At 72.7% G+C, this 20,948-nt stretch carries 22 protein-coding genes and 1 pseudogene; 13 read left to right on the top strand and 10 right to left on the bottom strand.

Going from position 1 to position 20,948, the window contains the following annotated elements; translation table 11 throughout:
- Nucleotides 1-83: 83 nt before the first annotated feature.
- Both OG764_RS14620 and OG764_RS14615 read left to right on the top strand, forming a co-directional pair.
- Nucleotides 84-1,361 carry a thymidine phosphorylase gene (locus tag OG764_RS14620; RefSeq protein WP_328968870.1) on the top strand — a complete coding sequence of 426 codons (1,278 nt, stop codon included), beginning with the start codon at nucleotides 84-86 and terminating at the stop codon, nucleotides 1,359-1,361.
- A gap of 64 nt (nucleotides 1,362-1,425) precedes the next feature.
- Nucleotides 1,426-1,716, top strand: a pseudogene (locus OG764_RS14615) (STAS domain-containing protein); the annotation flags it as partial.
- Between the two features lie 9 nt (nucleotides 1,717-1,725).
- On the opposite strand, the gene OG764_RS14610 reads toward OG764_RS14615, so the two are convergent.
- From OG764_RS14610 to OG764_RS14600, 3 genes are all read right to left on the bottom strand, one after another.
- A complete protein-coding gene (locus OG764_RS14610; RefSeq protein ID WP_328968869.1) occupies nucleotides 1,726-2,751 on the bottom strand; it encodes a sigma-70 family RNA polymerase sigma factor in 1,026 nt (341 codons plus the stop codon).
- Nucleotides 2,752-2,836: 85 nt separating this feature from the next.
- Nucleotides 2,837-3,550: a L,D-transpeptidase family protein gene (locus OG764_RS14605; RefSeq protein WP_328968868.1), complete on the bottom strand. Its 714-nt coding sequence runs from the start codon at nucleotides 3,548-3,550 to the stop codon at nucleotides 2,837-2,839.
- Nucleotides 3,551-3,670: 120 nt separating this feature from the next.
- On the bottom strand, nucleotides 3,671-5,005 hold the full coding sequence (locus OG764_RS14600) for an MFS transporter (protein ID WP_328968867.1): 1,335 nt from the start codon (nucleotides 5,003-5,005) through the stop codon (nucleotides 3,671-3,673).
- A gap of 99 nt (nucleotides 5,006-5,104) precedes the next feature.
- On the opposite strand from OG764_RS14600, the gene OG764_RS14595 reads away from it, so the two are divergent.
- Nucleotides 5,105-6,031, top strand: a complete 927-nt coding sequence (locus OG764_RS14595; protein WP_443056215.1) for a LysR family transcriptional regulator — start codon at nucleotides 5,105-5,107, stop codon at nucleotides 6,029-6,031.
- Here the strand turns inward: OG764_RS14595 and OG764_RS14590 are convergent.
- On the bottom strand, nucleotides 5,982-7,115 hold the full coding sequence (locus tag OG764_RS14590) for a helix-turn-helix transcriptional regulator (RefSeq protein ID WP_328968866.1): 1,134 nt from the start codon (nucleotides 7,113-7,115) through the stop codon (nucleotides 5,982-5,984). The two genes, OG764_RS14595 and OG764_RS14590, sit on opposite strands and share 50 nt — an antisense overlap.
- 377 nt (nucleotides 7,116-7,492) lie before the next feature.
- Nucleotides 7,493-8,191: an alpha/beta hydrolase gene (locus OG764_RS14585; RefSeq protein WP_328968865.1), complete on the bottom strand. Its 699-nt coding sequence runs from the start codon at nucleotides 8,189-8,191 to the stop codon at nucleotides 7,493-7,495.
- 114 nt (nucleotides 8,192-8,305) lie between these two features.
- On the opposite strand from OG764_RS14585, the gene OG764_RS14580 reads away from it, so the two are divergent.
- From OG764_RS14580 to OG764_RS14570, 3 genes are all read left to right on the top strand, one after another.
- Nucleotides 8,306-9,454, top strand: a complete 1,149-nt coding sequence (locus OG764_RS14580) for an adenosine deaminase (protein WP_328968864.1) — start codon at nucleotides 8,306-8,308, stop codon at nucleotides 9,452-9,454.
- A gap of 139 nt (nucleotides 9,455-9,593) precedes the next feature.
- Entirely contained in the window at nucleotides 9,594-9,872 is a 279-nt protein-coding gene (locus OG764_RS14575; protein WP_328968863.1) for a hypothetical protein, read from the top strand.
- Nucleotides 9,873-10,004: 132 nt separating this feature from the next.
- Complete coding sequence (locus OG764_RS14570) at nucleotides 10,005-10,760, top strand: hypothetical protein (RefSeq protein ID WP_328968862.1); 756 nt, start codon at nucleotides 10,005-10,007, stop codon at nucleotides 10,758-10,760.
- 36 nt (nucleotides 10,761-10,796) lie between these two features.
- On the opposite strand, the gene OG764_RS14565 is transcribed toward OG764_RS14570, so the two are convergent.
- The 3 genes from OG764_RS14565 to OG764_RS14555 form a co-directional block, all read right to left on the bottom strand.
- Entirely contained in the window at nucleotides 10,797-11,006 is a 210-nt protein-coding gene (locus OG764_RS14565; RefSeq protein WP_328968861.1) for a PspC domain-containing protein, read from the bottom strand.
- Between the two features lie 35 nt (nucleotides 11,007-11,041).
- A complete protein-coding gene (locus OG764_RS14560) occupies nucleotides 11,042-11,566 on the bottom strand; it encodes a VanZ family protein (protein ID WP_328968860.1) in 525 nt (174 codons plus the stop codon).
- 123 nt (nucleotides 11,567-11,689) lie between these two features.
- Nucleotides 11,690-12,313 carry a PH domain-containing protein gene (locus OG764_RS14555; RefSeq protein WP_328968859.1) on the bottom strand — a complete coding sequence of 208 codons (624 nt, stop codon included), beginning with the start codon at nucleotides 12,311-12,313 and terminating at the stop codon, nucleotides 11,690-11,692.
- A gap of 234 nt (nucleotides 12,314-12,547) precedes the next feature.
- On the opposite strand from OG764_RS14555, the gene deoC reads away from it, so the two are divergent.
- From deoC to OG764_RS14540, 3 genes are read left to right on the top strand one after another with little or no spacing between them, the layout of a single operon-like run.
- The gene (deoC, locus tag OG764_RS14550; RefSeq protein WP_328973005.1) at nucleotides 12,548-13,510 is read left to right on the top strand and encodes a deoxyribose-phosphate aldolase; all 963 of its coding nucleotides are present in this window, start codon (nucleotides 12,548-12,550) and stop codon (nucleotides 13,508-13,510) included.
- Between the two features lie 5 nt (nucleotides 13,511-13,515).
- Nucleotides 13,516-14,952: an aldehyde dehydrogenase family protein gene (locus tag OG764_RS14545; RefSeq protein ID WP_328968858.1), complete on the top strand. Its 1,437-nt coding sequence runs from the start codon at nucleotides 13,516-13,518 to the stop codon at nucleotides 14,950-14,952.
- Nucleotides 14,945-15,844 carry an aldehyde dehydrogenase family protein gene (locus tag OG764_RS14540; RefSeq protein ID WP_328968857.1) on the top strand — a complete coding sequence of 300 codons (900 nt, stop codon included), beginning with the start codon at nucleotides 14,945-14,947 and terminating at the stop codon, nucleotides 15,842-15,844. Before OG764_RS14545 ends, OG764_RS14540 begins: the two co-directional genes overlap by 8 nt.
- Before the next feature lie 102 nt (nucleotides 15,845-15,946).
- Here OG764_RS14540 and OG764_RS14535 read toward each other — a convergent pair whose 3' ends face one another.
- Nucleotides 15,947-16,288, bottom strand: a complete 342-nt coding sequence (locus tag OG764_RS14535; RefSeq protein ID WP_328968856.1) for a hypothetical protein — start codon at nucleotides 16,286-16,288, stop codon at nucleotides 15,947-15,949.
- A gap of 62 nt (nucleotides 16,289-16,350) precedes the next feature.
- On the opposite strand from OG764_RS14535, the gene OG764_RS14530 reads away from it, so the two are divergent.
- Nucleotides 16,351-17,067: a uridine kinase family protein gene (locus OG764_RS14530; RefSeq protein WP_328968855.1), complete on the top strand. Its 717-nt coding sequence runs from the start codon at nucleotides 16,351-16,353 to the stop codon at nucleotides 17,065-17,067.
- A gap of 130 nt (nucleotides 17,068-17,197) precedes the next feature.
- Here the strand turns inward: OG764_RS14530 and OG764_RS14525 are convergent, their stop codons facing one another.
- The gene (locus OG764_RS14525) at nucleotides 17,198-17,893 is read right to left on the bottom strand and encodes a SigE family RNA polymerase sigma factor (protein WP_328968854.1); all 696 of its coding nucleotides are present in this window, start codon (nucleotides 17,891-17,893) and stop codon (nucleotides 17,198-17,200) included.
- 165 nt (nucleotides 17,894-18,058) lie between these two features.
- Between OG764_RS14525 and afsQ1 the strand changes: the two genes are divergently transcribed.
- From afsQ1 to OG764_RS14510, 3 genes are read left to right on the top strand one after another with little or no spacing between them, the layout of a single operon-like run.
- Nucleotides 18,059-18,736 carry a two-component system response regulator AfsQ1 gene (afsQ1, locus tag OG764_RS14520; protein WP_328968853.1) on the top strand — a complete coding sequence of 226 codons (678 nt, stop codon included), beginning with the start codon at nucleotides 18,059-18,061 and terminating at the stop codon, nucleotides 18,734-18,736.
- A complete protein-coding gene (locus OG764_RS14515; RefSeq protein ID WP_328968852.1) occupies nucleotides 18,733-20,217 on the top strand; it encodes a sensor histidine kinase in 1,485 nt (494 codons plus the stop codon). Before afsQ1 ends, OG764_RS14515 begins: the two co-directional genes overlap by 4 nt.
- Complete coding sequence (locus tag OG764_RS14510) at nucleotides 20,214-20,870, top strand: hypothetical protein (RefSeq protein WP_328968851.1); 657 nt, start codon at nucleotides 20,214-20,216, stop codon at nucleotides 20,868-20,870. Before OG764_RS14515 ends, OG764_RS14510 begins: the two co-directional genes overlap by 4 nt.
- Nucleotides 20,871-20,948 lie beyond the last annotated feature (78 nt).

Below are 20,948 nucleotides of genomic sequence, written 5' to 3'. Positions count from 1 at the left end.
TTCGCCCTGCGGGGCGGGGGGCCGTCGTACTTCCCCGCTGTACCGCCCACACCCCTCTCTATGCGCGTAGAAGGAAGTAACTCATGGACGTCATCTCCGTCATCCGGACCAAGCGCGACCGCGGTGAGCTGAGCCCCGAGCAGATCGACTGGGTCATCGACGCGTACACGCGCGGTGTGGTCGCCGACGAGCAGATGTCCGCGCTGGCCATGGCCATCCTGCTCAACGGCATGAACCGGGCCGAGATCGCCCGCTGGACCGCCGCGATGATCGCGAGCGGCGAGCGCATGAACTTCGACTCGCTGTCCCGCCCCACCGCCGACAAGCACTCCACCGGCGGCGTCGGCGACAAGATCACCCTGCCGCTGGCCCCGCTCGTCGCCGCCTGCGGCGCGGCCGTGCCGCAGCTCTCCGGCCGCGGTCTGGGCCACACCGGCGGCACTCTCGACAAGCTGGAGTCCATCCCCGGCTGGCGCGCGCTGCTCTCCAACGAGGAGATGCTGCACGTCCTCGACACCACCGGTGCGGTGATCTGCGCGGCGGGCGACGGACTGGCCCCGGCCGACAAGAAGCTGTACGCGCTGCGCGACGTGACCGGCACCGTCGAGGCCATCCCGCTGATCGCCTCCTCGATCATGTCCAAGAAGATCGCCGAGGGCACCGGCTCCCTGGTCCTCGACGTGAAGGTCGGCTCCGGCGCCTTCATGAAGAACATCGAGGACGCCCGCGAACTGGCCCGCACCATGGTGGGCCTGGGCACCGACTCCGGCGTCAAGACCGTCGCGCTGCTCACCGACATGTCGACCCCGCTCGGCCTGACCGCGGGCAACGCCCTGGAGGTCCGGGAGTCCGTGGAGGTGCTGGCCGGCGGCGGCCCCGCCGACGTGGTCGAGCTGACCATCGCGCTGGCGCGCGAGATGCTCGACGCGGCCGGCATCAAGGACGCCGACCCGGCGAAGGCCCTCGCCGACGGCACCGCGATGGACCACTGGCGCCGGATGATCGCGGCCCAGGGCGGCGACCCGGACGCGGCCCTGCCGGTGGCCCGCGAGCAGCACGTGGTCACGGCCTCCGCCTCCGGCGTCCTGACCCGCCTCGACGCGTACGCGGTGGGCGTCGGCGCCTGGCGCCTGGGCGCCGGCCGGGCCCGCAAGGAGGACCCGGTGCAGGCGGGCGCGGGCATCGAGCTGCACGCCAAGCCGGGCGACACGGTCACCGCGGGCCAGCCGCTGATGACCCTGCACACGGACACCCCCGAGAAGTTCGACTACGCGCTCGCCTCGCTGGAGGGTTCGTACGACGTGGCCCCGGCGGGCACGGACTTCAAGGCCGCCCCGATCGTGCTCGACCGCATCGCCTGACGGCCTCCGGCCGCGGCCGGGAGCGGTGTCCCGGGGCGGTGGCCGGGAGCGGTGTCCGGGACCGATGAGTTCCGGCCGCCGCGCCGGTCCACCTCCCGTGGACACCATCGAACGGGAGACCCTGATCGTCCCCGGGCCCGCACCGGGGCCCGGGGACGCGCCGGCACTGTGCGCGCGCTTACAGGAGATGCTGTGCCGGGACGGCCCCGGCGACGTCCGCTGCGACGTCTCCGCGGTCACCGAGCCGGGCCTCGGCGCGGTCGACGTGCTGGCCCGGCTGGTGCTCACCGCACGCCGGCACGGCGCCCGGCTGCGGCTGACGGGCACCGGGGCGCGGCTGCGCCTGCTGATCGGCCTGGCGGGCCTAGGCGGGCTCGTCGACGGGATCGGTGACGCGATCGGTGACGGGCTCGGCGGGGAGGCGGTCGGGGAGCCCGAACATCGGGAACCACCGGTCCGTGTCGAGGAACGAATTCAGTCCGACGATCTTCCCGCCTGAGATCTCCAGGACCTGCAGGGCCCACGGGACGTGCCCGTCGCCGTCCTCGGACCGCCGGTACTGGGCGAAGGCGGGCAGCCCGTTGGCCGTGGTCGCCAGCATCCGGGAGCCCTTGCAGCCGCTGCCCTGCTCCCGGTGCCAGGCCGCGATGTCGGCCGGCCCCTGGAGCCACAGGTCGAACGGCGGCATCGACAGCACCGCGTCCTCGGCCAGCAGCGCCGTCAGCTGGTCGATGTCGTACCCCTCGAAGGCCGCGAGATAGCGGTCCAGCAGCTTGCGCTGCTCCTCGTCGAGCGGGTCGACGGCCTCGCTCTCGCGCAGGTGCTGCGCGGCGAGCGTGGCCCGGGCCCGCTGGAGCGCGCTGTTCACCGAGGCCACCGTGGTGCCGAGCAGCTCCGCGACCTCGTCGGCCTTCCAGGCCAGTACCTCGCGCAGGATCAGCACCGCCCGCTGCCGGGAGGGCAGGTGCTGGAGCGCCGCCACGAAGGCGAGCCGCACCGACTCGCGGGCCAGCGCCATCTCCGCCGGGTCGGCGGTCTGCGGCAGCACCCGGCTGTCCGGCACCGGCTCCAGCCACGTCACCTCCGGCAGCGTGTTCAGCACGGCCGAGGACTGGGACTGCGGCGCCGACAGGTCCATCGGGCGGGCCCGCTTGTTGCCGGCGCTGAGCATGTCCAGGCACACGTTGGTGGCGATCCGGTACAGCCACGAGCGCACCGAGGAGCGGCCCTCGAACTTGTCGTAGCTGCGCCAGGCGCGGATGTACGCCTCCTGGACCGCGTCCTCCGCGTCGAAGGACGAACCGAGCATCCGGTAGCAGTAGCCGGTCAGCTCGACCCGGTGGCGGTCCAGCAGGCCGTCCAGTTCGGGCCTGGTCGCGAGCTCGCTCATGTCTGCCTTCCCCCTGGGGTTCCGATACTCCGGAACGTACCCCAGAGGTCTGACAGCGGCAGCCGGAAGCGCTCGGGGGCCGGTCTCACGTGCCCGGCTTGCGGCCGTACACGTAGACGTCCTCCCCGTTGCGCAGCATGTTCCAGTAGGCCTTGGCGTCCGCGGGCCGCATGTTCACGCAGCCGCCCGAGCCCGGCGGGTTCCACATGCTCTTGGTGACGGAGTGGAAGGCCTGGCCGCCGTCGAAGAACTGCGAGTACGGCATCCACACGTGGTAGATCGACGACCAGTGGTTCAGCTCGCGCTGGTAGATCTTCTTCAGGCCGGTCCGGGTCTCGGTGCCGTCCTTCCCGGTGCGCACCGGGACCGGGCCGTACTTCAGGGTCCGGCCGTCCTGGATCCAGCTCAGCTGCCGCGTCAGGTCCACGCACGCGATCCGTCCGCGGTTGACCGGGCACTTCCCGTCCTTGTTCGGGTTGGTCCCCGCGGCCCGCTGGGCGAGCATCGTGCTCATCGTCCGCCAGGTGAGGATCCCCGCGTACCCCACGGTCGGGGTGATGCCGTGCTTCGCCTGGAACGCCTTGGTCGCCTCGCAGTCCGCCGCGGACTGCCGCCCGTCCACCGGGCGCCCCAGGAACTTCTCCACCTCGCGCTGGTACGGGCCGGTGGTCAGGTTGCACGAGGCGGCCTGGGCCGGCGCCGCCGTGACCGCCACCGTCAGCGGCACCACCAGCGCGGCCGTCGCGGCCGCGGCCACCGCCCGCCGCCGGGTCGTGCGTATCTTACGAATCGGCCCCATGCCGTCCCCCTCGCCGTCACCGGGCCCCGTCGGGCCCTCGAAAGTGTGACGCTAGGCGGCCCGGCGCCAGTTGCGCGCCGGACCACCGTATTTTTTCTGCGCCTCGCGCCGGAGTGCTGACTACCGCGCGGTGCGCAGCATCAGGCGCTCGGCGCGGGCCACCCGGGAGCCGTACAGGGTGATGGAGACGACGCCCAGCACCGCCAGCAGCCCCAGCAGCACGGTGGCCTGCCAGCCCGCCGCGTGGAAGGCGACCGCTCCGAGCGTGCCGCCCGCGCTGCTGCCCAGGTAGTACGAGGACTGGTAGAGCGCGGACGCCTGCGCCCGGCCGCTCTTCGCGGTGCGGCTGACCGACGACGAGGCGACCGCGTGGCCCGCGAAGAAGCCCGCGGTGATCAGCACCAGGCCGGCCAGGACCGCGCCCAGCCGGTCGGACAGCGACAGCAGCAGACCCGCCGCCGTGGTGGACACCGCCAGGTACAGGGCCCCGCGCCGGCCGAGCCGGGCGACGAGCTGTCCGGCGGCGGCCGAGGAGACCGTACCGACGAGGTACACGAGGAAGATCGAGCCGATCACGCCCTGGCCCAGCGAGAACGGCTCCTCGGCCAGCCGGTAGCCGATCACCGTGTACACGGCGCCGAAGACCGTCATGAAGAGCGCGCCGATCGCGTACAGGCGCAGCAGCAGCGGGTCCTTGAGGTGCCCGGCCACGGTCCGGCCCAGCGCCCGCGGCGCGAGTGCGGCCGGCGAGAAGAAGCGGGCCCTGGGCAGCAGCACCCGGAAGACCACCGCGCACACCAGGGCCAGCACGCCCACCGCGGCCAGCCCGGCCCGCCAGCCGCCCAGCTGGGCCGCCCACCCGGTGACGAGGCGGCCGCTCATGCCGCCCAGCGAGTTGCCCGCGACGAACAGCCCGATCGCGCCGACCAGCGCCTTGGGCCGGACCTCCTCCGCGAGGTACGCCATCGCCGAGGCGGGGATGCCCGCGATCGCCGCGCCCTGCACCGCGCGCAGCGCGATCAGCGCGTCGAGGTCGGGGGCGAGGGGGATCAGCAGGCCGACCGCGACGGCCACGGCCATCGAACAGGTCATCATCCGGGTCCGGCCGAAGCGCTCGGACAGGGCGCTCAGCGGCAGCACGAACAGGGCGAGCGCGCCCGTCGCGGCGGACACCGTCCAGCTGGCCTGACCGGCCGTCACGCCGAAGTCGGCGGAGATGGCGGGCAGCAGGGCCTGGGTGGAGTAGAGGAGGGCGAAGGTCGCGAGTCCGGCGGCGAAGAGCGCGAGGCTCATCCGGCGGTAGCCGGGGCGGCCGGGGGAGAGCGGCTCGGCGGCGGGGCCGGCCACGGGCGCGGTGTCGCGCGCGGCGTCGGCTTCCGGCGCGGCTTCGGCTTCCGGGAACGGCAGGGTGGAGGCACCCGAGGTGACGGGTGCCCCGGTATGAGCGGGAGGCATGTCCTCGAAATTACGACTCCTTCTTTCATGCGTCCAATGCATGGAATCGCGATAATCAATTCACTGACGTATCAGTGCAGCTCAGAAGGGTGCATGTCAATGAACCGTTACGAAGAAGACACGGCCGTGACAACAATGCTCGCGCCGCGCCTCGCCTACTTCGCGGCGGTCGCCCGGCACGAGCACGTCACGAGGGCCGCGCACGAGCTGGGAGTTCCCCAGCCGACGCTGTCCCGCGCCATGGTCCGGCTCGAACAGGACCTGGGCGTCGCCCTGTTCGCCCGCAAGGGCCGGACCGTCACGCTGACCACCGCCGGCCGCACCCTCCTGGCCTCGGCGGAACGCGCCCTCGCCGAGATCGACCGGGCCGCCGAATCCGTACGGGCCGACGCCGATCCCGCCTCCGGCAAGGTCGCGTTCGGATTCCTCCACACCATGGGGTCGGAGACCGTCCCCGCCCTGATCCGGGCCTTCCGCGTCGACCACCCCCGGGTCCGCTTCTCCCTGGTGCAGAACTACGGCGAGGCCATGCTGGAGCGGCTGCGCTCCGGCGAGCTGGACCTGTGCCTCACCTCACCGCTGCCCGACGCCCCCGACCTGGTGGCCCGCCGCCTCGACGAGCAGCGGCTGCGCCTGGTGGTCCCCGACGACCACCGGCTCGCGACCCGCAAGCGGATCCGCCTCGCGGAGGCCGCGGACGAGACCTTCGTGACCCTCGAACCGGGGTACGGGCTGCGCCGGATCACCGACGACCTGTGCGCCCAGGCGGGTTTCACCCCGCGGGTGGCGTTCGAGGGCGAGGAGGCGGAGACGCTGCGCGGCCTGGTGGCCGCGGGCCTCGGCGTGGCGCTGCTGCCGCCGCCCGCGGTGGCCCGGCCGGGCGTGGTCGAACTGACCGTCACCGCCCCGCGAGCGGCCCGCGAGATCGGCGTCGCCTGGCTCGACGGCCACCCCGACACCCTGCCCGTGGCGGCCTTCAAGCGCTTCCTGCTCTCCCGCCGCGGCCGCCTCCTCCCGGAGCTCTGACGGCCCGGGCTTCCACGGCCCCCTCCGGCCTCTCCGACAGCTCCAGTAGCTCCTGCGGCTCCTGCGGCTCGGACGGCTCGGACGGCTCCACGGTCCGCCGGGCGCAGGCGGCGCGCCAGCCCGCCTGGAACCGGCTCTTCGCGCCGACCGCCCGCATGATCTCCGAGATGTGCCGCTGGCAGGTGCGCTGCGACATGCCCAGCCGCCGGGCGATCACCTTGTCCTCGACGCCCTCCGCCAGCATCCGCACGATCGTCTGCCGCAGCCCGTCCGAGATGGTGCGCGCCAGGTCCGGCCCCACCGTGGTGGGGAACGGCTCCGCGCCCAGCCACGACCGCTCGAAGGCCGCCGTCATGAAGTCCACGACGTTCGGCTCCCGCACCACCAGCGCCGCGCCGTTCTGCGCCGCCCCGTCCGCGCCCCGTACCGCCATCAGCCCGGTCCGCCCGTCGAACACCAGCATCCGCATCAGCCCGTCCCCGAGCGTGCGTACCTGCGCGCCCAGCGCGGTGACCCGCTCCACGTACGCGGCCGTCGGCCGGTCGTAGCGCGCGGTGTGCTGGTAGATGGTCCGGATCCGCACCCCGCGCGCCAGCATCGCCTCGTCGCGCCCGATCGCGTCCTCGAGCGTCTCCACCGGACGGCCGCCGCCGGGCTGTGAGGTGAGCAGCTCCTCCTCGCAGGACGCCGCCAGCTCCTCGATGATCGAGCGCACCGCGCCCAGATCGGTCACCAGCTCCAGCCCGCCGGACCCCTCCCCGGCACGCTGCGCGGCGCCCGACTCGTACGCCGGCACCAGCTCCTCCAGCCGGTGCCGGGTGCGGTCCATCTCCTCCTGGGCCTCGCGCATCCGCACGGCGAGCGGCGCCAGCGCGCGGGCCGCCGCCGCCCGCGGCTCGACCGCGCTCCACGTGTCCCGGGTGCCCGCGGCCCGCTGGAGCAGGTGGGCGGCGAGCAGCTCCGCCAGCGCCCCGTCCGTCTCCGGGCCGAGCGCGGCGACGGCCTCGTCGGTGCTGAAGGCGTGCCGGCCGGCCGCGTACCCGTAAAGGCGCCGGGCAGCCGGGCTCACATGATCGGCTGACATGCTCCCATTCGTCCCTGTCCCGGACGGTTTGTAAACCCCTCCGGTTCCCGCAAGGCGCCAACCGGAAGCGTCGGCCCTGCGGTACGGACCATTGCTCGCGGGCAGAGTGGACCGCACGGCGCGAGGGGGAGCGGGCACGCACGCCGTCGTGGTCGCGCCGGGGCCGTCCGTGCCATCCGTCCGTGAGGGGGCGGAACGGCGGGTACGGACGGACCGGCGCGACCACCGCCGTGCGGCGAGATGCCGAATCCGGCCTCGCAGGGGTTTGAGGCGCGGGTTTGGGGCGGAGCCCCAACTGGGCGACCCGGCTCCGCCGGGAACCGGGTCCGGGGGTACCTCCAGACGAGGCTGGGGCGGCGGCGCGAGCGGCCCGGGCGCTACCCGCGCAGGGACCGGCCGAAGCCCGAGGCGAGCGGCATGCGAAGCCCCAGCGGCGGCGGCGCGGCCAAGGCGTCGGTGAGCGGGCGCGAGTACCGGCCGGAGAAGAGCGCGCCCAGGACGAAGTCCACGGCGAGGGACACCACTTCGGCCCGGTGCTCGCGCAGCGAGTGCCCGTCGGAGTGGACCTCGAAGCGGCAGGTCGAACGATTCGCCTTCTTCGCGCGGGCCGCCATCCGGAAGGACAACTCCGGGTCCGTGCGCGCGTCGTTCGTGCCGTGCACGATCAGCACCTGCCGGCCGGCCAGCTGCTTTACCGGTTCGGGGGAGGCCGTGGGAGCCGGCTCCGGCAGGCAAGGGGCAAGGGCCAGGACGGAGTTGACGGCCTGATGGCCCGCCGAACGCAGCGCGGCCAGACCCCCCTGTCCGTACCCGGCCAGGCAGACCGGCACGTCTCCGTACCGCCGTACCACCTCGTCCGCGGCCCACTCCGGGGTGCCGCCGCGCACCCCGTGGACGGCGAGCCCCTCTGCCGCGCCCGCCCTGCTCAGCGCCCTGTTCAAGGCGCGGACCGGGCCGGCGGGAAGGCGGGAGACGTCGGGCAGTAAGAGGACGACACCACTGACAACCTCGGAGCCGTTCGCGCGGGTCGCCCGTCCCAGACGGGCCCCGCGCACCGGCGGCGCATGCTGTGCCATGGCGAAACAGTCTCAGACGCCCGGGTGTACGCCACCCGTCCGCACGGTCACTGTTACGTATCGACCGCACGGCCCGGCAGGGCACTCTACGCGCGTAGGCGCTAGAGTGCCGAGATGACGAGCGAGACGCCCAACCTGCCCACCCCGGATCAGATCCGCCGCGCCCCGAAGGTGCTCCTGCACGACCACCTCGACGGCGGTCTGCGCCCCGGCACCATCATCGAGCTGGCCCAGGCCGTCGGCTACGACAAGCTCCCCGAGACCGACGCCGACAAGCTCGGCATCTGGTTCCGCGACGCCGCCGACTCCGGGTCCCTCCCGCGCTACCTGGAGACGTTCGCGCACACCTGTGCCGTCATGCAGACCAAGGAGGCGCTCTTCCGGGTCGCCGCCGAGTGCGCCGAGGACCTGGCCGAGGACGGCGTCGTCTACGCCGAGATCCGTTACGCGCCCGAGCAGCACCTGGAAGCCGGTCTGACCCTCGAAGAGGTCGTCGAGGCCGTGAACGACGGCTTCCGCGAGGGCGAGCGCCGCGCCAGGGCCAACGGCCACCGCATCCGCGTCGGCGCGCTGCTGACCGCCATGCGGCACGCGGCGCGCGCCCTGGAGATCGCGGAGCTGGCCAACCGCTACCGGGACAACGGCGTCGTCGGCTTCGACATCGCCGGCGCCGAGGCCGGGTTCCCTCCCACTCGCCACCTCGACGCCTTCGAGTACCTGAAGCGCGAGAACAACCACTTCACGATCCACGCCGGCGAGGCCTTCGGCCTGCCGTCGATCTGGCAGGCGCTGCAGTGGTGCGGCGCCGACCGGCTCGGCCACGGCGTGAAGATCATCGATGACATCGAGGTCGCCGAGGACGGCGCGGTCACGCTGGGCCGCCTCGCCTCGTACGTGCGCGACAAGCGCATCCCGCTGGAGATGTGCCCCACCTCGAACCTGCAGACCGGTGCAGCCGCCTCGTACGCCGAGCACCCGATCGGCCTGCTGCGCAAGCTGCACTTCCGTCTGACGGTCAACACCGACAACCGGCTGATGAGCGGCACCAGCATGACCCGCGAGTTCGAGCACCTGGTCGACACGTTCGGTTATTCGCTCGACGACATGCAGTGGTTCACGGTCAATGCGATGAAGTCCGCGTTCATTCCTTTCGATGAACGACTGGCCATGATCAACGACGTCGTGAAGCCCGGTTACGCCGAGCTGAAGTCGGAGTGGCTGTTCCGTCAGACCGCGTCCACCAGCGGTTCTGTATCTGCCTAGGGCAGAGCCTGACGTTCCGAAAGCGCCCGGGAGGGTCAATTCCCGGGCGCTTTCTCGTATTTAAGGATGTTTGCGGTGAGGGGTTTGAGGTGGCTAGCTTGCGGAGCCGCTCAATTCCCCGTCGCAAGGACGAGATTTCATGAAGCAGTCAGCTGCCAAGACCCTCGGTGTCGCCGCTCTCGGTGTCGCCTTCGCCGCGGCCGCCGCGGGCACCGCTTCGGCCGCTCCCGCCCTGGGCGCCGCCGACGCGCTCAGCACCGTCACCGGCCTGACCAGCGCGGTGCCGATCGCGGACACCCTCGGCAAGGCCACCAACCAGACGGCGGCCCAGGGTGAGGAGGGTCAGAGCGAGTCGTCCGACCCGCTGAAGAGCGTGACCGGCCTCCTCGGCGGTCTGCCGGCCGGCCTGCCCGCCTAGCTCCCCTTGCCGCGTCTCGTACGCGCAATCGACAGGCGCACGCCTCTTTGAGGAGGTGTGCGCCTTGTCGCACCCTGTGCCAGGATCCCCCCAACTGCCGGAACACGGACGGGCTGTGAGGTTCTGACGATCATGCACGCGAAGGCGAGGGGGGCGGTCGCGCTCCTGGCGGTCCCCGTGCTCCTGCTGGCGGCCGGCTGCTCCGGCGAGCCCGCCGACACGAAGAACCGCGGCGAGGGCAAGAGCTCCGGTCGGCCGCCCGCCGCGGGCGCTCCGGCGACCTCCGCCGCGGGCCTCCCGGCCTCCCCGGCGCCGGGCTCCCCGCTGCGGCGGGCGGCGCTCGCCCAGGGCGATCTCGAGGGCTACCAGATCTCGGACGGCGCCAAGAACCCGTCCGCTCCGGACGGCCAGCCGCAGGCCGACCGCGCGCCCTGCCAGCCGCTCGCCGACATCATGGGCGACGAGCCCGACCCGGCCGCGCGTGAGACCGTCAACCGGGGCATCGGCTCCCGCACCCAGCTAGGCCTCGCCGTGTCCGCCTCGCTCAGCTCCTACGCCGAGGCCGACGCGCGCCGCCTGATGGCGGGACTCCGCTCGGCGCTCGGCGCCTGCAAGGACGGTTTCTCGGCGACGGTCGAGAAGCAGACCGGCACCTACAAGGACGTACGGACCGCGGCCTACCGGGTCGCGGGCGACGAGAGCGTCAGCTGGACGACCACCGCCGCCGCCGAGGGCGTCTCGGCCCCGGTCCACCTGGTCGTCGTGCGCGAGGGCGCGACGGTCGTGCGTCTGATGGCCCTGAACGTGGCCGGCCGGGGCAAGGCCGAAGTGCCGCACGACCTCGCCGACAAGCAGCTCGACAAGCTCTCCGTGGCGCTCGGCCACTGAGCCCGGCGGGCTCGCTCGGACACTGGGCCCGGCGGGCTACCAGGCGGTCGTGGCCTTGGCGGCGGTCCGGTCGTTGGGCAGCAGCAGCCACAGGGCCAGGTAGACCAGGACCTGCGGGCCGGGCAGCAGGCACGAGGCCACGAATATGACCCGCATGGTCGTCGCGGACATTCCGAAGCGGCGGGCCAGCCCGGCGCACACTCCGCCGATCATGCGTCCGTCACGGGGGCGGGTCAGGGCGGTCATGGGATCTCCTTCGTCGGATCGCTCTCTGCGATGACTCAATACTCCCGCGGGACCGCCGACAGGACGTCGCTCCACGGGGCGATGCCGACCCTGGAAATCCTCGGGGTCGACCCCTGAGAGTCGGCTCCGGGGGCGGGTGCGTACGGCTGTCCCCGGCGCAGCCGGGCCCGTAGCGCGGGCACCACGGCCAGGTGGGCCAGGGCCACGCCGGCGGAGTTGAGCAGCAGCGAGTCCACGTTCACGACCTGCCCGGCCACGCCGCTCTGCAGCATCTCGATGGCCAGCGACACCAGGGCGCCGACGGCGGTGGTGCGGGCGAGCGAGGCCAGCGGGGAGACCGTCAGCCGGCCGCCCGCGAGGGGCAGCAGCACGCCGAGCGGGGCGAGGAGGACGAGCGCGGAGCCGATCCGGCGGGCGGCCTCCACCGGCCCGTACTCCAGGTCGGCCCGGATCCCCTCCAGGGGGGTGAGGTTCGAGGAGGCGGCCCAGGGCACGTCCAGCGGCCGCAGAGTGAACCAGCCGACAAGGGCCAGGTGCGCGAGGAGCAGTACGCCGCTCACGGCCCGGATTCGCACGGCGGAAGCGCCGCCCACGTCATCACGCTGTTGCACACCTGCAAGGACGCAGCCCCCGGTGGGCCCGGTTCCGGGCCCGGGTGTGACGCACGCCCGGTTCCGGCGCGCTCAGCGGGTGGCGAAGAGGACGATCAGCAGGATCGCGCCCGCCACGGCCGGCGCGATCGTCTCGTACGACCAGCGCACCGACACCTCGCCCGTGGCGCCCGGCCGTCCGGTGGCGACGGCCCGCTCGTGGATCTCGTTCAGCTGGGCCACGTGCTCGTCGGCGGAGGCCCGGCTGATCTCCGGCTCGCCCTTGACCGCGTCCTCGCCCGCCGCCTGCCGCTTGGCGTTGCGCCGGTTCGCGGACTTGCGCTGGCGCAGCGACACCGGGATCGCCCACAGCTGGTAGGTGGAGCCGTCCGCCAGGGCCTCGGCCGAGAAGCGGGCCCGCAGGGCGTCCACCTTGGCCCAGGGCAGCTCGATGGTGCGGAACGGGTTGCGGATCTTCAGCCGGTCCTCGCTCGCGTACACGGCGGGGCGCAGCGTGTACGCGACCACCAGCGGGGCGGCGGTCAGGAAGGCGGCCAGCGCGAACCACGGGGTGCGGCCGGTGCCGCGGACGATCGCGTCGCCGCAGATCCACAGCAGCAGCGCGATCAACAGCCCGCCGGCCACCAGCGCGCCGGTGGACCGGTAGACCCGGTCCGCGTAGGCCGGTTCCGGGTGGGGCTGCGGGGAGCTCGTCATGCGCTCGATTCTGCCTCACGCCGCCGGGGCCCACGAGGTCGGAGCCCTCGTGCCGGTGCGGCCGCCCCCGGTGCGGCCGCCCCCGGGGCGGCCGGCCACCGGCCGACCATCGGACCGCCCCCGGCCGGGCGGCGGGGAACGGCGGGTGTGCGTCACGGATGTGTCACATCGCGCTCGGTCGAGCGGCGGGGGGTGACAGGTCGCTACGCGCGTAGATATGCTCATCTGGTGACCATGCCCACCACATCCCCCGCATTCGCTGACGTGACGACGTCCGACAGCGCACTGCGCCGCTTCCTCCACGGGCTTCCCGGCGTCGACGCCGTCGGCCTGGAGGCACGCGCGGCTGCGCTCGGCACCCGTTCGATCAAGACGACGGCCAAGGCGTACGCCATCGACCTGGCCATCTCGATGATCGACCTGACGACGCTGGAAGGCGCGGACACCCCGGGCAAGGTCCGGGCGCTCGCCGCCAAGGCCGTCAACCCCGATCCGACCGACCGTACGACCCCGATGACCGCCGCGGTCTGCGTCTACCCCGACATGGTGGCCACCGCGAAGGCCGCCCTGAACGGTGCCGACGTCAAGATCGCCTCCGTCGCCACCGCCTTCCCGGCCGGCCGCGCCGCGCTGCCGGTGAAGCTGGCCGACACCCGGGACGCCGTCGCGGCGGGCGCCGACGAGATCGACATGGTCATCGACCGTGGCGCCTTCCTCGCCGGCCGCTACCTCGACACGTACGAGCTGATCAGGGCCGTCAAGGAGGCGTGCGTCCGCGAGGACGGCAGCGCCGCGCGCCTGAAGGTCATCTTCGAGACCGGCGAGCTGTCGACGTACGACAACATCCGCCGCGCCTCCTGGATCGGCATGCTCGCGGGCGCCGACTTCATCAAGACCTCCACCGGCAAGGTGGGTGTCAACGCGACCCCCGCGAACACCCTCCTCATGCTCGAAGCCGTCCGCGACTTCAAGGCGCAGACTGGAATCCAGATCGGTGTGAAGCCGGCCGGCGGCATCCGGACCACCAAGGACGCGATCAAGTTCCTGGTCCTGGTCAACGAGACCGCGGGCGAGGACTGGCTGACCAACCACTGGTTCCGGTTCGGCGCCTCCAGCCTGCTGAACGACCTGCTCATGCAGCGCCAGAAGCTGAGCACCGGCCGTTACTCCGGTCCCGACTACGTGACGGTGGACTGATCACCATGGCATCTGCATTCGAGTACGCACCCGCCCCCGAGTCGCGGTCCGTCGTGGACATCGCGCCCTCCTACGGGCTCTTCATCGACGGCGAGTTCACCGACGCCGCCGACGGCAAGGTGTTCAAGACCGTCTCGCCGTCCTCCGAGGAAGTCCTCGCCGAGATCGCGCAGGCCGGCACCGCCGACGTCGACCGCGCCGTACAGGCCGCCCGCAAGGCCTTCGAGAAGTGGTCCGCGCTGCCCGGTTCCGAGCGCGCCAAGTACCTCTTCCGGATCGCCCGGATCATCCAGGAGCGCAGCCGCGAGCTGGCCGTCCTGGAGACCCTGGACAACGGCAAGCCGATCAAGGAGACCCGCGACGCGGACCTCCCGCTGGTCGCCGCGCACTTCTTCTACTACGCGGGCTGGGCCGACAAGCTCGACCACGCGGGCTACGGCGCCAATCCGCGCCCGCTCGGCGTGGCCGGCCAGGTCATCCCGTGGAACTTCCCGCTGCTGATGCTCGCGTGGAAGATCGCCCCGGCGCTCGCCACGGGCAACACGGTCGTCCTGAAGCCCGCCGAGACCACCCCGCTGTCGGCGCTGTTCTTCGCGGACATCTGCCGCCAGGCCGGCCTGCCCAAGGGCGTCGTCAACATCATCCCCGGCTACGGGGACGCGGGCGCGGCCCTCGTCGAGCACCCGGACGTCAACAAGGTCGCCTTCACCGGCTCGACCGCCGTGGGCAAGAAGATCGCCCGCCACGTCGCCGGCACCGACAAGAAGGTCACCCTGGAGCTGGGCGGCAAGGGCGCCAACATCGTCTTCGACGACGCCCCCATCGACCAGGCCGTCGAGGGCATCGTCAACGGCATCTTCTTCAACCAGGGCCAGGTCTGCTGCGCGGGCTCGCGCCTGCTGGTCCAGGAGTCGATCCACGACGAGCTGCTGGACTCCCTCAAGCGCCGGCTGTCCACCCTGCGCCTGGGCGACCCGCTCGACAAGAACACCGACATCGGTGCGATCAACTCCGCCGAGCAGCTGGCCCGCATCACCGCGCTCGCCGAGACCGGCGAGGCGGAGGGCGCCGAGCGCTGGTCCCCGGCGTGCGAGCTGCCGTCGGCCGGCTACTGGTTCGCCCCGACGCTCTTCACGAACGTCACCCAGGCGCACACCGTCGCCCGCGACGAGATCTTCGGCCCGGTGCTGTCCGTGCTGACGTTCCGCACGCCGGACGAGGCCGTGGCCAAGGCCAACAACAGCCAGTACGGCCTGTCCGCGGGCATCTGGACGGAGAAGGGCTCGCGCATCCTCGCCGTCGCCGGCAAGCTCCGCGCGGGCGTCGTCTGGGCCAACACGTTCAACAAGTTCGACCCGACCTCGCCCTTCGGCGGCTACAAGGAGTCGGGCTTCGGGCGCGAAGGCGGCCGTCACGGCCTGGAGGGCTACCTCGATGTCTGAGAAGTTCGAGCAGCGACTGAACGTCTTCAAGACCTACAAGCTGTACGTCGGGGGCAAGTTCCCGCGATCCGAGAGCGGCCGGGTGTACGAGGTGAGCGACTCGAAGGGCAAGTGGCTGGCCAACGCCCCCCTGTCCTCCCGCAAGGACGCCCGTGACGCGGTCGTCGCGGCCCGCAAGGCGTTCGGCGGCTGGTCCGGCGCGACCGCGTACAACCGCGGCCAGATCCTCTACCGCATCGCCGAGATGCTGGAGGGCCGCCGCGAGCAGTTCGTCCGCGAGGTCGGCGAGGCCGAGGGCCTGTCCAAGTCGAAGGCCGCCGCGGTCGTGGACGCGGCCATCGACCGCTGGGTCTGGTACGCGGGCTGGACCGACAAGATCGGCCAGGTCGTGGGCGGGGCCAACCCGGTCGCGGGCCCGTTCTTCAACCTCTCCACCCCGGAGCCGACCGGTGTCGTGACCGTGATCGCCCCCCAGGAGTCGTCCTTCCTGGGCCTGATCTCGGTCATCGCCCCGGTCATCGCGACCGGCAACACGGCGGTCGTGATCACGTCCGAGAAGTCCCCGCTGCCCGCGCTCTCGCTCGGCGAGGTGCTCGCCACCTCGGACCTGCCCGGCGGCGTGGTCAACATCCTCTCCGGCAAGGCCGCCGAGATGGGCCCGCACCTGGCGGCCCACCAGGACGTCAACGCGATCGACCTGGCCGGCGCGGACTCCGCGCTCGCCAAGGAGCTGGAGATCGCCGCGGCCGACAACCTCAAGCGCGTCCTGCGTCCACAGCCTGTGGACGACTGGAGCGCCGACCCGGGCACGCACCGGATGACCGCGTTCCTGGAGACCAAGACCGTCTGGCACCCCACGGGCTCGCTGGGCGCCTCGGGCTCCTCGTACTGACGCCGCCGTACGGGCCCGGCCGGGCGCACCCGCCAGGCCCCGTACGCGCGCGAAGCCCCCGGCCGGGTCGCACCCGGCCGGGGGCTTTCGCGTGCCCGGGCCTCAGCCCGGCAGCAGCGGGGTCAGCAGCGACACCCCCGGAAGCTCGCCGATCTTGGCGCCCTTGGTGACGGTGTCCGTCAGCGTCGTGGTGCCGACCGCCGGGAAGTCGGCGACCTTGGTGCCCACCCCGTTGTTCAACGGGTCCACGCCCGTGTTGGCGAGCGGGTCCACCTGGAGGTTCTGGATGGGCCCCAGCGCGCCGGCCAGCGCGTGCGGGACCGAGATCTCGCCCGCCTGGGCGCCGGTGGCGACCGCGGCCAGGGCCGCACCGGCCATCGAGACCGTGAGACCCGCGTTGAGCAGGGTGCGCCGGGTACTGCCGGGGACAGAGTGACGTGCCATGAGATCCCGCCTGAGTCCGTGACGTAGGTAACCGAATGCACACGCAGAGTAGTTGACGTGTGATGCTGAATACCAACGGGCCTCCCGAGGGGTCCCCTACGCGGGGTAATGCCTCACACTGGTGTTCCGTGAGCTGTTCATCTCCCCTTCCGACGCGCGTCGTCCTGCTGACGGGCCCCTCGGGTTCCGGCAAGTCCTCGCTCGCCGCCCGCAGCGGCCTGCCCGTGCTTCGCCTCGACGACTTCTACAAGGAGGGCGACGACCCCTCCCTGCCGAAGGTCGTGGGCAGCTCCGACACCGACTGGGACTCCCCGGCCTCCTGGGACGCGGACACCGCCGTCGCCGCGGTCGCCGAACTGTGCCGCACCGGCCGCACCGAGGTGCCGGTGTACGACATTGCGACCAGCTCCCGCACGGGCACCGAGACCCTGGACATCTCCCGCACCCCGCTGTTCATCGCCGAGGGCATCTTCGCCGCGGACATCGCGGCCCGCTGCCAGGAACTCGGCCTGCTCGCCGACGCGATCTGCCTGCGCGGCCGGCCCTCCACCACCTTCCGCCGCCGCCTCACCCGCGACCTGCGCGAGGGCCGCAAATCGGTGCTGGTCCTGCTGCGCCGCGGATGGCGCCTGATGCGGGCCGAGCGCGGCATCGTGGCCCGGCACGTCGAACTCGGCGCGTACGCCTGCGCCCGCGACGAGGCCCTGGGCCGCCTCGCGGCCGCCGCGGCCGGCCGGCACCGCGCCGCCCCCTCCCACGCGACCGCCGCCACCGCCTGACCCGTAAGGGCACGACGAAGAGCGGGACCAGACGGACCCCCGGCCGTCTGATCCCGCTCCCTTTCCCCCATGGCCCCCGTCTCACCCCCGCAAGACGGGCCCCCGTGGCCGCGTGGCGTGTGGGCCGCCGCTAGGCGACCAGCTCCCCGAAGGACTCGGCCTCGGTCTCGCCGAAGCTCAGCGCCTCGTCGTCCCGCAGGCGGCGCAGCGAACGCCAGATGCTCGACTTCACCGTGCCCACGCTGATGTCCAGGATCTCGGCGATCTCCGGGTCCGTACGGCCCTCGTAGTAGCGCAGCACCAGCATGGTGCGCTGCGGCTCCGGCAGCTTCGCCAGCGCCTGCCACAGCACGGCCCGCAGCTCGGTTCCGCGCATCGCGTCCGTCTCGCCGACCGTCTCCGGCAGCTCCTCGGTCGGGTACTCGCTGAGCTTGCGGCGGCGCCAGGCGCTGATGTGCAGATTGGTCATGGTCCGGCGCAGGTAGCCGCCGACCGCGGCCTTGTCGCTGATCCGGTCCCAGGCCCGGTACGTCGAGAACAGCGCGCTCTGCAGCAGGTCCTCGGCCTCGTACCGGTCGCCGGTCAGGTGGTAGGCGGTCGCGAAGAGCGCCGCCCGGCGCTCCCGCACGTACGCGGTGAACTCGGCCTCGGAAGCAGACGACGGGGTGCGCTGTGCGGGCACGGTGTACGCGTTGGCATCGATGGCCACCACGTGTGCCGTCCGGGTACGGGTGACCGGTGCGACGCGGACACCCGCCCGCCGGTGGTTCACATCGTGCAGCCGCGTGACAACCGCGCTGGTGGTGGTGCTGTGCAGCGTGTTCATCTCGCGCCCCCCGTCGTGGAGTCTGCTTCGTTCCGGCTGTTGCCGATGTGAAGAGCCTGCCCGGCGCACTTAACCGGGGTGTCCGCCGACTGTCACAGCACTGTCACAGCGATCGTCGCGCCCCGACCCGTCCCTGCCGGCGCGGCCATGGGACAGAATGGCCGGGTGCCTTTCCTGTTGCTGATCGAGGACGACGACGCCATCCGCACGGCGCTCGAACTCTCCCTGTCCCGTCAGGGCCACCGTGTGGCCACCGCGGCGACGGGCGAGGACGGGCTGAAGCTGCTCAAAGAGCAGCGGCCGGACCTGATCGTGCTGGACGTGATGCTGCCCGGGATCGACGGCTTCGAGGTGTGCCGGCGCATCCGCCGCACCGACCAGCTGCCGATCATCCTGCTCACCGCGCGCAGCGACGACATCGACGTGGTGGTCGGACTGGAGTCCGGCGCCGACGACTACGTGGTCAAGCCCGTGCAGGGCCGGGTGCTCGACGCCCGGATCCGTGCCGTGCTGCGCCGCGGCGAGCGCGAGGCGAGCGACTCCGCCGTCTTCGGCTCGCTGGTCATCGACCGCTCCGCGATGACGGTCACCAAGAACGGCGAGGACCTCCAGCTCACCCCGACCGAGCTGCGCCTGCTGCTGGAACTCAGCCGCCGGCCCGGCCAGGCCCTCTCGCGCCAGCAACTGCTGCGCCTGGTCTGGGAGCACGACTACCTGGGCGACTCGCGGCTCGTGGACGCCTGCGTCCAGCGGCTGCGCGCGAAGGTCGAGGACATCCCGTCCTCGCCGACGCTGATCCGTACCGTGCGGGGCGTCGGCTACCGCCTGGACTCGCCGCAGTGAAGCGCGCCACGCTCGCGGGCCGGCGCTGGACCAGCCTGCGACTGCGGCTGATCGTCGTGTTCGGACTGGTCGCGCTGACCGCCGCGGTCTCCGCCTCGGGGATCGCGTACTGGCTCAACCGCGAGGCCGTGCTCAGCCGTACCCAGGACGCGGCGCTCGGGGACTTCCGGCAGGAGATGCAGAACCGGGCCGCCGCACTGCCCGGCGACCCGACCCCGGAGGAACTCCAGCGCACGGCCGAGCTGATGGCCGCCAGCAGCCCCGGGTACGCCGTCCTGCTCGTGGACGAGAAGAAGGACGGCCGCAAGGTTTTCGGCTCGGGCGGGCCGGGCTCGTTCCGCCTCGCCGACGTGCCGAAGTCCCTCCAGGACGCGGTCGAACAGCGGCAGAAGGTCACAGCGGCCAACGACGCGCAGTTCCACATGTACTGGCAGCGCACCAAGCCCGACGGCGACCCGTACCTGGTGGGCGGCACCCGGATCGTCGGCGGCGGGCCCACCGGCTACATGTACAAGTCCCTCGCCACCGAGCGGGAGGACCTCAACGCGCTGGCCTGGTCGCTGTGCATCGCGACGGCGCTGGCGCTGCTGGGCTCGGCGCTGCTCGCGCAGGCCGCCGCGACCACCGTCCTCAAGCCCGTACAGCGGCTCGGCGACGCGGCGCGCCGGCTCGGCGAGGGCGAGCTCGACACCCGCCTCGACGTGTCGGGCACCGACGAACTCGCCGACCTATCCCACACGTTCAACAAGACCGCCGAGGCGCTGGAGAAGAAGGTCGCGGACATGAGCGCCCGCGAGGAGTCCAGCCGCCGGTTCGTGGCCGACATGTCGCACGAGCTGAGGACCCCGCTGACCGCGCTGACGGCCGTGACCGAGGTGCTGGAGGAGGAGATCGACGGGCTCGACCCGATGATCGCCCCGGCGGTGGAGCTGGTGGTCAGCGAGACCCGCCGGCTCAACAACCTGGTGGAGAACCTCATGGAGGTCACGCGGTTCGACGCGGGCACGGCCCGGCTGGTCCTCGACGACGTGGACGTCGCCGACCAGGTCACGGCCTGCATCGACGCGCGCGCCTGGCTGGACGCCGTCGAGCTCGACGCCGAACGCGGGATCATGACGCGGCTGGACCCGCGCCGCCTCGACGTGATCCTCGCCAACCTGATCGGCAACGCGCTCAAGCACGGCGGCTCGCCGGTGCGGGTGTCGGTGCGCCTGGAGGACGAGGACGAGGTCCTGGTGATCGCGGTCAAGGACAACGGGCCGGGCATCCCCGAGGACGTGCTCCCGCACGTCTTCGACCGGTTCTACAAGGCCAGCGCCTCCCGGCCGAAGTCCGACGGCAGCGGGCTCGGGCTGTCCATCGCGATGGAGAACGCGCACATCCACGGCGGTGACATCACCGCGCAGAACGCCCCCGGCGGCGGCGCGCTGTTCACCCTGCGGCTGCCGGCGGACCTCACCGCAGAGGAGGCGGGGGCGTGAAGACGACACGGTGGGCGGCGGCCGCCCTCCTCGTGCTGCCCGCGTCCTTCGCGGGCGGCTGCGGCATCCGGGCCACCACGGTCCCCGTGGACGTGGGCCCGGCGCCCTCCCGGGTGTCCTGCGACATCCCCGCGCAGTCCGCGGCGGACCCCGTGGACGGCTTCCGGGCGGAGGTCGAGCTGGTCTGCGGCTCGGAGCTCGTCGCGGTCCGGCGGGTCGTCCACGTCTCCGAGAAGCAGCCGGTGCGCCACCCCCGGGTGCCCGTCGCCCAGGCGCTGCTCGCCGAGCTGGAGCGGCCCGCGTCGGCCGCGGAGCGCGACGCCGGCTTTTCCAGCGAGGTGCCGCCCGCGCTGACGGTGAAGGCACCGCGGTCCGGCGACCCGGACGGCACGCTGCGGCTGAGCCGCAAGCCGGAGGACCTGCCGCCGCTGGCGCTCGCGCAGATCGTGTGCACGCTCGCCGGGAGCGCCGCGCTCGCCACGCAGGGCCCGGTGGTGCTCGGCGGGCCCGACACGGACCCGCCGCGCGCCTGGGAGTGCACCGAAGCGGTACGGGCCCGCCCCGAGGCGGTGCCCACGCTCGGCGAGATCGTCCGCCCGTCGCCCTCGCCCGACCGGCCCGCCTCGCCGGGCCCGTCCGCCTCGGCTTCCTGAGGGTCCCGCCGGCGTCCCCGGGGTGCCGCCGGTTCGGGGGACGGGGCGGCGCGGCGGCGGGCCCCGCCGACGGCGCTC

This window comes from Streptomyces sp. NBC_00239 (assembly GCF_036194065.1).
Classification (GTDB): Bacteria; Actinomycetota; Actinomycetes; order Streptomycetales; family Streptomycetaceae; genus Streptomyces.
This window is presented reverse-complemented; position numbering and strand designations above follow the sequence as displayed.

Coding starts and splice junctions, on each gene's coding strand:
- OG764_RS14555 (WP_328968859.1), bottom strand. CDS start 12,313: ATGACGAGCTCCCCGCAGCCCCACCCGGAACCGGCCTACGCGGACCGG.
- OG764_RS14585 (WP_328968865.1), bottom strand. CDS start 8,191: ATGGCACAGCATGCGCCGCCGGTGCGCGGGGCCCGTCTGGGACGGGCG.
- OG764_RS14525 (WP_328968854.1), bottom strand. CDS start 17,893: ATGAACACGCTGCACAGCACCACCACCAGCGCGGTTGTCACGCGGCTG.
- OG764_RS14580 (WP_328968864.1), top strand. CDS start 8,306: ATGACGAGCGAGACGCCCAACCTGCCCACCCCGGATCAGATCCGCCGC.
- OG764_RS14535 (WP_328968856.1), bottom strand. CDS start 16,288: ATGGCACGTCACTCTGTCCCCGGCAGTACCCGGCGCACCCTGCTCAAC.
- OG764_RS14530 (WP_328968855.1), top strand. CDS start 16,351: ATGCTGAATACCAACGGGCCTCCCGAGGGGTCCCCTACGCGGGGTAAT.
- deoC (WP_328973005.1), top strand. CDS start 12,548: ATGCCCACCACATCCCCCGCATTCGCTGACGTGACGACGTCCGACAGC.
- OG764_RS14620 (WP_328968870.1), top strand. CDS start 84: ATGGACGTCATCTCCGTCATCCGGACCAAGCGCGACCGCGGTGAGCTG.
- OG764_RS14575 (WP_328968863.1), top strand. CDS start 9,594: ATGAAGCAGTCAGCTGCCAAGACCCTCGGTGTCGCCGCTCTCGGTGTC.
- OG764_RS14600 (WP_328968867.1), bottom strand. CDS start 5,005: ATGCCTCCCGCTCATACCGGGGCACCCGTCACCTCGGGTGCCTCCACC.
- OG764_RS14605 (WP_328968868.1), bottom strand. CDS start 3,550: ATGGGGCCGATTCGTAAGATACGCACGACCCGGCGGCGGGCGGTGGCC.
- OG764_RS14610 (WP_328968869.1), bottom strand. CDS start 2,751: ATGAGCGAGCTCGCGACCAGGCCCGAACTGGACGGCCTGCTGGACCGC.
- OG764_RS14540 (WP_328968857.1), top strand. CDS start 14,945: ATGTCTGAGAAGTTCGAGCAGCGACTGAACGTCTTCAAGACCTACAAG.
- OG764_RS14595 (WP_443056215.1), top strand. CDS start 5,105: ATGAACCGTTACGAAGAAGACACGGCCGTGACAACAATGCTCGCGCCG.
- OG764_RS14565 (WP_328968861.1), bottom strand. CDS start 11,006: ATGACCGCCCTGACCCGCCCCCGTGACGGACGCATGATCGGCGGAGTG.
- OG764_RS14570 (WP_328968862.1), top strand. CDS start 10,005: ATGCACGCGAAGGCGAGGGGGGCGGTCGCGCTCCTGGCGGTCCCCGTG.
- OG764_RS14590 (WP_328968866.1), bottom strand. CDS start 7,115: ATGTCAGCCGATCATGTGAGCCCGGCTGCCCGGCGCCTTTACGGGTAC.
- OG764_RS14545 (WP_328968858.1), top strand. CDS start 13,516: ATGGCATCTGCATTCGAGTACGCACCCGCCCCCGAGTCGCGGTCCGTC.